The sequence below is a fragment of the Paraburkholderia sp. genome, from assembly GCF_036488505.1.
Classification (GTDB): domain Bacteria; phylum Pseudomonadota; class Gammaproteobacteria; order Burkholderiales; family Burkholderiaceae; genus Paraburkholderia.
Genome location: NZ_DASXHN010000220.1, coordinates 1 through 11,510 on the forward strand (window position 1 = coordinate 1; position 11,510 = coordinate 11,510).

Genomic DNA, 11,510 nt, shown 5'->3' on the forward strand with positions numbered 1-11,510 from the left:
AATGGTTCGCGCGATCACGCTCGTGATCACGTCATGTATCACGCTGGCGTTCTTTTTGAAAATATATGCGCCCGCGTTCACGCATCGTTGATCCCTTGGAGGAAATCGTGCTCAGTGCGTTGTTGGAAACGGTTGGGACACTGGCGATTCTGGTGAGTGTTGCGGTGCAGTTTCGCCGGAGCCGGTGATACGGCGACGAACGTTCGCCGCTCAATTCACGCCATCGGTGCTCATCACTCGCGCCATTCCGCCCGCCGGCCGACGTAGAGCAATATCGAACGGGTTGATCTGCGGACCGATCGCCTCGGCCTGCCGCCGCAGCAATTCGACCACCGTTGGCAGACGATCATCGCCAAGACGTGCTGCCAGCGTTCCGACGCTCAACGCTGCGACTGCCACACCCGTGCGATCGAGAATCGGCACCGCCACGCCCGCCATGCCGTCGAGTACGCCGCTGTTGCGACCCGCGTAGCCCAACTGGCGCACGCGTTCGATCTCGGTGCGCAAATAGACTTCGTCGACCACGCCGTAGCCGCGCACGCGCGGCACGTTGAAGCGGATGATTTCTTCGCGCTCGGCTTCGGGCAGGAATGCCAGAATCGCCAGACTTCCCTGGCCCACACCCAGTGCCACACGCCCCCCGACATCGCCGGTGAACGAGCGGATCGTAAACGGCCCCTCGCAGATATCGAGGCACACCGCGTCGAAGCTGCTTTTGACGAGCAGAAACACCGTGTCGCCCAGACTGGCGCACAGGCGCAGCAGTGCGGGGCGGCACAGTGTGCGCATGCCGCTCGGATTGCCCGCTTGCGCCGCGAGCGCAAAGAAGTCCACGCTGAGCCGATATAGCCGGGACGTTTCGTCCTGTTCGACGACGCCTTGCGCGATCAGCGCATGAAGGATGCGATGCACCGTGCCTTGCGTGAGGCCGACGGCTTTCGCGACGCGCGTGACACGCCCGCCGTCCGGTTGCGCTTCGGACAATGCGCGGATCACTGCGAACGCGCGTTCCAGCATGCCGGGGCCGGCCACGGGCTGCGCGGTAGCGTCGGCGGTGGCATTTCGTTTGACGGCGGCATTCATCATGATGTGGCGGGCGTTATTTCAATGACCGGAACACTATACGGCGTTGCGGCGGAAGGCAATGATTGCGTACCGGTCTGCGAGATTGCTCTGCCTGGGCAAGACCGTAGGGGATTCACCGGACATCACGCAGCGGAATAGGTAGCGACCGATAACTCAGAAGTCTTCCATCCAACGGAATCAAAAGAAAAGGCATATCGCTGAACGGAATTTGAAATTGACTCGAGGTAATTTGGCTGGCTAGAGTCGGTCTTCGACACAGTCAGTCGATTGAACCGGCGTCGAATCCTCCAAAGGCCAGAGCATGTCGTTCCTCACACTCACGGACGTAACGAAGTCATTCGGTGATCTGCAAGCAGTCGCCGATGTGAACCTGTCAGTGGAAAAAGGCGAGTTCGTTTCGTTGCTCGGGCCGTCCGGCTGTGGCAAGACCACCACCTTGCAGATGATCGCGGGCTTCGTCGAGACGACGCGTGGCTCCATCACACTCGATGGCCGCGACATCACGCACATGAAGCCGAATAAGCGCGGCCTCGGCATCGTGTTCCAGAGCTACGCGCTGTTTCCGCACATGAGCGTCGCTGACAACGTCGGCTTCGGCCTGGAGATGCGCAATATCGACAAGCGGGAGCGCAACGAGCGGATTCGCGAGGCGCTCTCGCTGGTGCGCCTCGACACGCTCGCGCATCGCTTTCCGCGTGAACTCTCCGGCGGTCAACGGCAGCGCGTGGCGCTTGCCCGTGCGATCGTGATCGCGCCGCCGGTCTTGCTGCTCGACGAACCGATGTCCAATCTCGACGCCAAGCTGCGCGAAGACATGCAGTTCGAGCTGCGCGGCATTCAACGCAAGATCGGCACGACCACCATCATGGTCACGCATGATCAATCCGAGGCTTTATCGATCAGCGATCGCGTGGTGGTGATGGAAGCCGGCCGCATCACGCAGATCGATACGCCATACGAAGCGTACGAACGCCCGGAAAATCGCTTCGTCTCGCAGTTCATCGGCAAGGCCAACATGCTGCCGGGCACCGTGGTCGCCTGCGACGGCGACGCGATCTGTATCGACCTGGGGCACGACATCGCCGAGGCGGGGCACACGAGGCAGTTGCCGGCGAGCGAGCCCGTGGTCGGCGTGGGCGACGCGGTGACGTTGTGCATCCGCCCGGAAAAGCTGCGCCTGTGCGCACCGCAGGCGGGGCGTATGTCGGCCACCGTGGCAAGCCGTTTCTTCCTCGGCAGTCAATGGCTGTACCGGCTGGACAGCCGGCTCGGCGAAGTGCTGGTGTGCTGCCAGAATGAAGGTACCGAGCCGCTGGCCGAAGGCGCGAACGTCGGTGTCGACTGGAACAGTGACGCGGTCCGCTTCATTCAACGGGATGCGCATCATGGCTAGCACGCTACCGGCCACCGACGGCCGCGAGATGAAATCCGGCCACGTGGGCCGCGCGCGCTGGCATGCGTATCTGCCTCTGTGGCTGATGTGCGCGCCCGCCTTTCTGTTATTCGTGGCGCTCGTGCTGGTGCCGCTGCTGATGACGCTGGTGCTGACCTTCTATCGTTTCGATCCGGCCACTGGTCCGATCGCCGCGTTCCAGTTCGGCAATTACGTGCAGGTACTGGGTTCGTCGTATTACCACACGATCTTTCTGCGCACGTTCGGCATTGCATTTCTCGTCACGCTGCTGTGTGCCGTGATCGGCACGCCCGAAGCCTACGTATTGTCGCGCATGCGCGACCCGTACCGCTCGATGTTTCTGCTGGTAATCCTCGCGCCGCTGCTGGTGTCGGTGGTGGTGCGCGCATTCGGCTGGAGCATGCTGCTCAGCACCAACGGCCTCGTGAACCAGGCGTTTGGCCTGTTCGGGCTCGGGCCATACAAGCTCGAGTACACGACCTTCGCGATCGTGATTGCACTCGTGCACGTGATGCTGCCGTTCATGGTGATACCGGTGTGGACCGCGCTGCAGAAGCTCGACCCGCAAACCGAAAACGCCGCGCTGTCGTTGATGGCGTCGCCGGCCACCACGCTGCGCCGCATCGTGTTGCCGCAACTGACGCCGGGCATTCTGTCGGGCAGCCTGATGGTGTTCGGTCTGTCGGCGAGCGCGTTCGCGATTCCCGGCCTGCTCGGCGGACGACGCCTGAAAGTTGCCGCTACCGCCGTGTACGACGAATTCCTCGGTTCGCTGAACTGGCCACTTGGCGCGACCATCGCGCTCCTGCTGCTGGTCGCGAATCTGATCGTGATGCTCACGTACTACCGGGTTGTGGAACGCAGGTACGCCAGAAGTTTCGGCTAGTTTATCGGCTCGCTCAATGAAAACGTCATGAGAAAAAACGGCCCCATTGCGCTGATCTTCCATACGCTCGTGATCGCATTCGTGCTCGCGCCGCTCGTGATCGTCGTGCTGGTCGCGTTCACGCCCGGCGAAACGCTCACGCTGCCCACGCACGGCGTCTCGCTGCGGTGGTTCCGCGCGATCCTCGACTACCCCGATTTCATCGGCGCGTTTTTCAACAGTCTGAGGCTCGCGTTCGCTTCTGCGACGTTGTCGCTGATCGTGGCGCTCCCCGCCGCGCTCGCCATCGGCCGCGCGCGCTTTCCGGGCCGCGGCTTTCTGAACGGCCTGTTGCTGTCGCCGCTCGTGATCCCCGGCCTGGTACTTGGCATTGCGCTGCTGCGCTTTTTCGCGCTGATCGGCGCGACCGGTTCGTTCGCGTGGCTCGTCGTCGCGCACATGATCATCATCACGCCGTTCGTCATGCGGCTCGTGCTGGCTTCGGTGAGCGGGCTCGATCGCAGCATCGAGCACGCCGCGCACTCGCTCGGCGCCGATCCGTGGACCACCTTTCGCCGCATCACCTTCCCGATGATTCTGCCGGGCGTCACCGGCGGCTGGCTGCTCGCCTTCATCAACAGCTTCGACGAGTTGACCATGTCGATCTTCGTCACGTCGCCGCAAACCGTCACGCTGCCGGTACGCATGTACATGTATGCGACCGAATCGATCGATCCGATGATGGCCTCCGTCTCGGCGCTGGTGATCTTCATTACCGGCGGTGCAATGCTGTTGCTCGACCGCGTGTATGGCCTGAACCGCATCCTGATCGGCCAGCATTGATGTCCTCTTCCAAGCACGCTCTGATGCCGTCCGTTTCCCTCTTTGCTGAAGCCGGCGCGCCGCGCCGAGAGCCGCAATTCGTCCGCTTGGCCGAAACGCGGCGCGAACCGCTGCACTTTTTTGTCGACGGCGAGCAGGTCGCCGCGCTGCAAGGCGATACGCTGCTGAGCGCCGTGCTGATGCACCAGCGCCACCTGCGCGAAAGCGAATTCAGCGGCGCGCCGCGCGCGGGCTTTTGTCTGATCGGCGCATGCCAGGACTGCTGGATGCGCGCCGAGGACGGCACGCGCGTGCGCGCATGCTCGACGCTCGTGACCGAAGGCATGCGCGTGCTCACGCGGGCTGCCGCTGCGCAAGGCGGCGCTACCGGTAAAGCCGGAGACGCGCAATGAGCGGCGAGCGCAGCATCGTGATCGTCGGCGCCGGACCGGCGGGCGTGCGCGCCGCCCAGACGCTGGTCGCAGCGGGGCTAAGACCGATCGTGATCGATGAAAATGCCCGCTGTGGTGGGCAGATTTATCGGCAACCGCCTGCTCATGGTGGCTTCGAGCGGTCGAAAAAAACGCTCTACGGCTTCGAAGCGCACAAGGCCGAAGCCTTGCATTCGACGATGGCGGCGCTGCTTCCTCACGTCGACTATCGCCCGGACACACTCGCGTGGGCATGCGAAACGGGCCGTCTCGATACCTTGCACGCGGGGCGCGAGCTGAGCGTGCCGTTCTCGCATCTGATCATCGCGAGCGGCGCGACCGACCGCGTGCTGCCGATGCCGGGCTGGACCCTGCCCGGCGTCTACACGCTGGGCGCGGCGCAGGTCGCGCTGAAATCGCAAGGCTGCGCGATCGGCCGGCGCGTCGTGCTGGCCGGCACCGGAGCGTTGCTGTATCTGGTCGCATACCAGTACGTGAGGGCGGGTGCACAAGTCAGCGCCGTGCTCGACACGAGTCCGTTTTCGCAGCAGATCGCCGCGGTGCCGAAACTCGCGCATCTGCCGTCCACTTTCGCGAAAGGCCTCTCTTACGTTGGCTGGCTCAAAGCGCATCGCGTGCGCATCGAGCGCGATGTGATGCTGGTCGGCATCCGCGGTGTAGACGGTGTGCAAGCGCTCGAATGGCGGCGCTCGTGTGAAGGCTCGCGCACTGAAACGATTGCATGCGACGGTATCGGCGTGAGCTTTGGGCTGAAACCCGAAACCCAGCTCGCCGATCTTGCGGGCTGCCGCTTCCGTTTCGACGCGACCCATCGCTGCTGGCTCCCCGAGGTGGACCCGATGGGACGCAGCTCGCTGCGCGGCGTCTATCTCGCCGGCGATGGCGCCGGCATCGCCGGCGCGGATGCCGCCGAACTGGCCGGGCGCCGGGCGGCGCTCGCGTTGCTCGACGACCTTGGCATCGCGCATCCGCGGGCTCCGGGCCTGCCGGATGCCGCGGCGATCGCGCGCAGGCTGAAACGCATCGCGGTGTTTCGCGAGGGCATCGAACTGGCCTTCGCGCCGCCGGCGCGATGCACGTCGCAATGGCCGGACGACATGATCGTTTGCCGCTGCGAAGAGATCGATGCGCGCACGCTGCGGGCTTGCATCAGAGCCGGCGACGCACATGAAATCAATCGTCTGAAGGCGCTCACGCGCGCCGGAATGGGCCGCTGCCAGGGCCGCATGTGCGGCGAAGCCGCGCTGAGCCTGCTTGCCGAAGAAACCGGCAAACCGCTCGACGCGTTGGGCCGCTTGCGCAGCCAGCCGCCGGTCAAGCCGATTCCGCTGTCTGCGCAGACGATGGCCGACGAGTTCGCCGAAATTCCGCTGGAAGCGCGCGATGAGTGACACATTGCACTACGACGTCGCGATCGCGGGGGGCGGGCTGGTGGGGGCCTCGGCTGCGCTGGCACTGGCGCGGCGCGGCCTGCGCGTGGGCCTGTTCGAGCGACGCTACTGCGGGGCCCAGGCGAGTGGTGTGAACTATGGCGGCGTGCGTTGCCAGGGACGCCCGGTTGAACAAATGCCGCTTGCGATCCGCGCGCGGCGCGTCTGGGACCGCTTGCCGGAATTGATCGGCATCGACGGCGAATTCACGGTATCGGGACATTTGCGCCTCGCTCGCAGCGAGAGCGATCTCCTCGCGCTGCAAAACTGGGCCGACATGGCGCGTGGCTATGGACTGAATGCGCAACTGATCAGCGGTGCGGCGTTCCGCCAACGTTATCCGTGGCTCGGGCCGGCGGCCGTCGGCGGCTCGCTGTGCGCGACCGACGGCCATGCCAATCCGCGCCTCGTATCCCCCGCATTCGCGCGAGCCGCGCGGGCCGCCGGTGCGGACGTGCGCGAGCAAACCGAACTCGGCGACATTCATCACGACGGCACACGCTTCCAGTTGCGCGCTGGCGATGTGCGTACCAGTGCTGATTGGCTCATCAATTGCGCGGGCGCGTGGGCCAATACGGTGGCGGCCTGCTTCGGCGAGGCCGCGCCAATGAAATCGATCTACCCGAACATGTGGGTCACCGAACCACTGCCGTTGTTCATCACCCACAACCTCGGTGTGTATGGCGGTGGGATCTACGCGCGGCAAGTCGCGCGCGGCAATTGCGTGATCGGCGGCGGACGGGGACATGGCGACGGCGAATACGCTCAGCCGTCGACGGAAACCACGCGCGTGGTGATGCGCGACGCGTGTGCGCTGCTGCCCGCGTTGCGCGAGGCGCTGCTGATTCGCACATGGAGCGGCGTGGAAGGCGAAACGCCGGACAGCAATCCGATCATCGGTGCGAGCCGTACCGTGCCGCGTCTGTTGCATGCGTTCGGTTTTTCAGGCGGCGGCTTCCTGCTCGCGCCAGGTGTCGGCGAAGTGCTCGCCGAACTCGTCGTTGACGGTGCCACCGCCACGCCGCTCGATGCTTTCTCGATTGACCGCTTTGCTGCTATCGCGACCTCGCCGGTCGCCTAAACCCTCGCGTCGTTTAGTGACCCTCAGGAGACCTTCGATGAAACTGTTCAAGACGCTCGCGGCGCTGACCGCAATGTGCGCATTCGGCGCTGCGCCGTCGGCGTGGTCGCAAGCCAAAACCATCTACATCGGTATGAACGGCGGGCCGATGGAGAAGGCGTATACGAGCCAGGTCCTGCCCGACTTCGAGAAAGCCAACAATGTGAAGGTGGTGGTGGTGCCGGGCACCTCGTCGGACATTCTCGCCAAGCTGCTCGCCAACAAGACGAATCCGCAGATCCACGTCGTGTTTCTCGACGATGGCGTCATGGCGCGCGCGGTCGGCATGGGCGTGTGCAAGAAGCTCGACGACGCACCGGTACTGAAGGAACTCTATCCGTTTGCGCGCATGAAGGACGATATGGGCGCGGGCGTGCAACTCGGCATGACCGGTATTGCGTACAACAAGAAGCTGTTTGCCGAGAAAGGCTGGGCGCCGCCTACCTCGTGGATGGATTTCGCCGATCCCAAGTACAAGGACAAGGTGGTGTTTCAATCGGCTTCGAGCAGCACTTTTGGCCTGCACGGCTTCCTTGCCATCAACCGTCTGATGGGCGGCAGCGAGCAGAACGTCGAACCGGGCTTCACCAAATGGCCGAGTACGGTGGGCCCGAACGTGGTCGAGTACATACCGAATTCGGCGAAGATTTCCGAGATGGTTCAAACCGGCGACGCTGGTCTGTTTCCGCTGTCGCCGACCGGCGTCGGCGATCTGCAGGACAAGGGCGTTCCGGTCGGATACGTGAATCCGAAGGAAGGCGCGGTGCTGCTCATGGTCGATCTATGCGTGGTCAACAATAACCCGGACCCGCAACTCGCGCAGAAGCTCGCGCAATTCCTGCTGTCGGCCCCGGCTCAGACGAAGGCCGCCGAAGCCGGCAAACAGATTCCCACCAACCGTCTCGCGAAGATGACGCCGTCGATGCAGCAAAGCCTCGGCAGCATCGACGATCTGGTGCGCAAAGTGACAGTGGTGGATTGGGACGCGATCAATGCGCACCGCGCGCAGTGGGATGCGCGCTGGAATCGTCAGATCGAGAAGTAGTGAGCGGATGGTGATAGTCACGCACCGTGAGCTTCGATAGCGTGCGGTGCGAGACGGCCATCATGGTCGACTGTCGTGCCCGCTATCGCCGAGCCAGGTGGCGTAGCCTTTCCATGCGCCATCGACGACAAGCTCACGCACGCTTTTGGAAATCAGTTCCGATACCGGCCCACGCCGGCGGTCCTGCTCGGTGCCGCGTATGACTATACGGACGGCAACGGCGTGAACGCGAACCCAGGCGCGAAATATCATCAGGGAGAACTGTGTGCGCATACTTCCTGTCGAAGCGCACGACGGTCTACGTGATCGGCGTGTACCAGCATGCGTCCGGCACCGATTCCACCGGCAAGCAGGCAGTGGCCGCGATTAATCTGCTGACACCGTCGACGTCGAATTCGCAGGCGGTCGTGCGGGTCGGATTGCGTCAGAAGTTCTGACCTCTAGTTCTTTCCGGCAGCACCTTCCAGCGCCCATTCACCGTCGGGCAAGCGGCAGAGCACAGCTTCCTCGCTCAGCGTCTGCAGTTCGAGGGCGATTTCGCGGCCGTCCTGGCTAAGCTGGCCGATCTGCCGGAGTCGTCGTCGATCGGCCGCTTGCCGGTCGGCCAACTGTCACCCGGCTCGCTCGCGCATGCACACGTCATTGTGCCGGGCTTCTGTTCGTGTGCTTCCTTGACTTCAATACTCTGCTCGTGTCGCAGCGTTCGCTCGTCTCGATGCTCGCGCCAGGCGGCCGCGATGACGCGGCCACGGGCGTCGGCCACAGCTCGTACCCGATTGCCCTCACGCTCCCGGCAGCTGGCCGTTCGAGCACGAACGCGCGTGCGCCGTGTCGTGCCCCGTTCGGGGCTCGCTTTATGCTGGCTTATAATCGCGGCCAGTGTGAAGGCCCGCCGCCGTGCAAGGCCTGAGTTTGCCGCCTCCGGCATGAAGGTGACGCCGTCGATGGAATCGTCCGAAAGGCGGGTATTAGAAAAGGGGATACGAATCGTGCGCATGTTCGGGCTGATTGACCGGCGCAGCCTCCAGCGAGCCAACCGGCTATGGCTACATTACGGTGTGTTCTGGATGGGCGCCATTGCCGTCGGCCTGGTCGCCGTGCTCTACGCGAAGCTGATCGATTTCGGCTACGGGGTGTTTCTGCGCTACGCGGCTGACCGGTGGTGGTTGCCGCTTTTCGTCGCGCCCGCGACCGGCGCAGTCACGGTCTGGCTTACACGCCGTTTCTTCGATGGCTCCGAAGGCAGCGGTATCCCTCAGGTCATCGCGATGCTGCACGGGCCGAGCGAACTCGGCCCGCGACTGCTGGCGCTGAGGATCCTGGTCGGGAAGATCTTCGTCTCGTTTCTTGCGATCCTCGGTGGCTTCACGATCGGCCGCGAGGGACCCACGATTCACGTCGGCGCCGCGCTGATGTTCAGTCTCAGGCGCTTCTATCCGCGGCGTTTTCTGACGATCCGGCCAGGCGTGCTGGAGAGCCGGCTCGCGCTCGCGGGCGCGGCCGCCGGTTTGTCCGCGGCATTCAATGCGCCGCTCGCGGGAGTCGTCTTCGCGATCGAGGAACTCATGCGCAGTTTCGAGCAGCGCACCAGCGGCGTGCTGATCACGGCCATCATTTTCGCTGGCGTCGTTTCGCTGGGGCTTCAGGGAAATTATGTGTATTTCGGCACGATCGATGTCGGCTCGCGCCTGCCCGAATGGCTCAGCCTCGCTGTCGTGGTGATCGGCGTGATCGCCGGCGTGCTGGGCGGGTGTTTCTGCTGGCTGCTGCTTAATACGAAGCGCTGGATGCCGCAATCGTTGTTCGAGCTGCGCGGCCAGCGGCCCGTGCTGTTCGGCGCGGTGTGCGGCCTGGTCATCGCGGTCGTCGGCGTGCTGGCGCACGGTCATACGTTCGGCAGCGGGTACGCCGAGGCGCGCAGCATGCTGGAAGGCAGCGCGCATGTCAGCGCCGCGTATCCGCTGTTGAAGATGGTCTCGATGGTGGGATCGTACCTGCCGGGCGCGCCGGGCGGTCTGTTCGCACCGTCGCTTGCGATCGGCGCAGGCATCGGCAATACGGTGCACATGGTGTTCTCGCAGATGCAACTGCCGATGCTGATCGCGCTCGGTATGGTCGGCTATCTGGCGGCGGTCACGCAGAGTCCGATCACGGCGTTCGTGATCGTCATCGAGATGATCAACGGGCACGCCCTCGTCATCTCGCTGATGGCGACGGCGCTCATTGCGAGCCGCGTGTCGCGTCTATTTGCGCCGCCGCTGTACGAAGCGCTTTCCGAACGTTATCTGCGGGAGCCGTGAGGCAAATGCAGGTAGTCCCGCAAACACATGGCCCCTCGCGATGCGAAGGGGCCCATCGCTAACATTCCACGATCGCCTTGACGACACCGCCGGCAGGATCGAGCAGTGTCGCGAACTGCGCAGGCACATCGGCCAGCGCGAGCCGATGCGTGTTGAGCGCGCGGTCCGGGATGTGTCCGGCACGCATCGCCTTGATGACCGTGTCGAAGTCCTCGAGCGTCGCGTTGCGGCTGCCGAGCAGGGTGGCTTCGCGTTTGTGGAATTCCGGGTCTGAAAAAGTGATCGTGTCGGCCACGATCGATACGAGCACATACCGGCCGCCATGGGCGATGAACTGGAAGCCCCTCTCCATTGCTTTCGGGTTGCCCGTCGCGTCGAACACCACATCGAAGAAGTCGCCGTCCGTCAGCGCCGACAATTGCGCGTGATCGCCGTCGCCGGTCTGCACCGCCGCGGCGGCGCCTAGTTGTTTCACGCAGAAGTCGAGCCGGTCCGCACGGGTGTCGAGGGCGGTCACCGTCGCGCCGCGCAGTCTGGAGAACGTCAGCACCGCCATGCCGATCGGTCCCGCGCCGACCACGAGCACGCGCTCGCCTTGCTTCACGTCGCCACGCCTGACCGCATGCGCGCCGATCGCGAGGAATTCGACCATGGCCGCCTGATCGAGCGTGATGCCTTCGGCCTTGTGGACGAACTGCGCGGGCACGCTCAGGTACTCGGTGAACGCGCCGTCCCGGTGCACGCCCAGCACCTGGATGTTCACGCAGCAATTGGTCTTGCCGCGGCGGCACGCGATGCATTGGCCGCACGACAGATACGGCATCACGAAGACCTGGTCGCCCGCAACGAGTCCGCTGCGCGGCGGCGCCTGTTCGACGATGCCGGACAACTCGTGGCCCATCACGCGCGGATAGGCCAGATACGGCTGATTTCCCGTGAAAATATGCAAGTCGGTACCGCATACGCCGACCCGCTT

11 protein-coding genes and 1 pseudogene are annotated in these 11,510 nt (G+C 64.1%); 9 read left to right on the top strand and 3 right to left on the bottom strand.

Annotated elements, in window-relative coordinates; all coding sequences use genetic code 11:
* Nucleotides 1–210 precede the first annotated feature (210 nt).
* Entirely contained in the window at nt 211–1,083 is an 873-nt protein-coding gene (locus tag VGH68_RS13295; protein WP_331604099.1) for an IclR family transcriptional regulator, read from the bottom strand.
* A 304-nt stretch (nt 1,084–1,387) separates the two neighbouring features.
* Here VGH68_RS13295 and VGH68_RS13300 point away from each other — a divergent pair, with 304 nt between their 5' ends.
* From VGH68_RS13300 to VGH68_RS13335, 8 genes and pseudogenes are all read left to right on the top strand, one after another.
* Nucleotides 1,388–2,479 (top strand): ABC transporter ATP-binding protein, encoded by a 1,092-nt coding sequence (locus tag VGH68_RS13300; protein ID WP_331604090.1) that lies wholly within the window; start codon nt 1,388–1,390, stop codon nt 2,477–2,479.
* Complete coding sequence (locus VGH68_RS13305; RefSeq protein ID WP_331604091.1) at nt 2,472–3,386, top strand: ABC transporter permease; 915 nt, start codon at nt 2,472–2,474, stop codon at nt 3,384–3,386. Before VGH68_RS13300 ends, VGH68_RS13305 begins: the two co-directional genes overlap by 8 nt.
* 27 nt (nt 3,387–3,413) lie before the next feature.
* Nucleotides 3,414–4,208 (top strand): ABC transporter permease, encoded by a 795-nt coding sequence (locus VGH68_RS13310; RefSeq protein ID WP_331604092.1) that lies wholly within the window; start codon nt 3,414–3,416, stop codon nt 4,206–4,208.
* Between the two features lie 23 nt (nt 4,209–4,231).
* The gene (locus VGH68_RS13315; RefSeq protein ID WP_331604093.1) at nt 4,232–4,600 is read left to right on the top strand and encodes a (2Fe-2S)-binding protein; all 369 of its coding nucleotides are present in this window, start codon (nt 4,232–4,234) and stop codon (nt 4,598–4,600) included.
* Nucleotides 4,597–6,030 (top strand): NAD(P)/FAD-dependent oxidoreductase, encoded by a 1,434-nt coding sequence (locus tag VGH68_RS13320; protein ID WP_331604094.1) that lies wholly within the window; start codon nt 4,597–4,599, stop codon nt 6,028–6,030. Before VGH68_RS13315 ends, VGH68_RS13320 begins: the two co-directional genes overlap by 4 nt.
* Entirely contained in the window at nt 6,023–7,150 is a 1,128-nt protein-coding gene (locus tag VGH68_RS13325; RefSeq protein WP_331604095.1) for an FAD-binding oxidoreductase, read from the top strand. The genes VGH68_RS13320 and VGH68_RS13325 overlap by 8 nt, the downstream gene beginning before the upstream one ends.
* Nucleotides 7,151–7,187: 37 nt before the next feature.
* A complete protein-coding gene (locus VGH68_RS13330; RefSeq protein WP_331604096.1) occupies nt 7,188–8,234 on the top strand; it encodes an ABC transporter substrate-binding protein in 1,047 nt (348 codons plus the stop codon).
* A 135-nt stretch (nt 8,235–8,369) separates the two neighbouring features.
* A pseudogene (locus VGH68_RS13335) lies at nt 8,370–8,671 on the top strand (porin); the annotation flags it as partial.
* Between the two features lie 3 nt (nt 8,672–8,674).
* Here VGH68_RS13335 and VGH68_RS13340 read toward each other — a convergent pair.
* Entirely contained in the window at nt 8,675–8,842 is a 168-nt protein-coding gene (locus VGH68_RS13340; RefSeq protein WP_331604097.1) for a hypothetical protein, read from the bottom strand.
* A gap of 387 nt (nt 8,843–9,229) precedes the next feature.
* Here VGH68_RS13340 and VGH68_RS13345 point away from each other — a divergent pair, with 387 nt between their 5' ends.
* Nucleotides 9,230–10,534, top strand: coding sequence for a chloride channel protein (locus VGH68_RS13345; protein ID WP_414696937.1), 1,305 nt, complete (start codon nt 9,230–9,232; stop codon nt 10,532–10,534).
* 58 nt (nt 10,535–10,592) lie between these two features.
* On the opposite strand, the gene VGH68_RS13350 is transcribed toward VGH68_RS13345, so the two are convergent.
* Nucleotides 10,593–11,510, bottom strand: a 918-nt coding sequence (locus VGH68_RS13350; protein ID WP_331604098.1) for a zinc-binding alcohol dehydrogenase family protein, incomplete at its 5' end; no start/stop codon positions are given.

Excerpts from the sequence above, each read along its gene's own strand:
- VGH68_RS13345 (WP_414696937.1), top strand. The coding sequence starts at position 9,230 with ATGTTCGGGCTGATTGACCGGCGCAGCCTCCAGCGAGCCAACCGGCTA.
- VGH68_RS13315 (WP_331604093.1), top strand. The coding sequence starts at position 4,232 with ATGCCGTCCGTTTCCCTCTTTGCTGAAGCCGGCGCGCCGCGCCGAGAG.
- VGH68_RS13320 (WP_331604094.1), top strand. The coding sequence starts at position 4,597 with ATGAGCGGCGAGCGCAGCATCGTGATCGTCGGCGCCGGACCGGCGGGC.
- VGH68_RS13310 (WP_331604092.1), top strand. The coding sequence starts at position 3,414 with ATGAGAAAAAACGGCCCCATTGCGCTGATCTTCCATACGCTCGTGATC.
- VGH68_RS13300 (WP_331604090.1), top strand. The coding sequence starts at position 1,388 with ATGTCGTTCCTCACACTCACGGACGTAACGAAGTCATTCGGTGATCTG.
- VGH68_RS13295 (WP_331604099.1), bottom strand. The coding sequence starts at position 1,083 with ATGAATGCCGCCGTCAAACGAAATGCCACCGCCGACGCTACCGCGCAG.
- VGH68_RS13325 (WP_331604095.1), top strand. The coding sequence starts at position 6,023 with ATGAGTGACACATTGCACTACGACGTCGCGATCGCGGGGGGCGGGCTG.
- VGH68_RS13330 (WP_331604096.1), top strand. The coding sequence starts at position 7,188 with ATGAAACTGTTCAAGACGCTCGCGGCGCTGACCGCAATGTGCGCATTC.
- VGH68_RS13305 (WP_331604091.1), top strand. The coding sequence starts at position 2,472 with ATGGCTAGCACGCTACCGGCCACCGACGGCCGCGAGATGAAATCCGGC.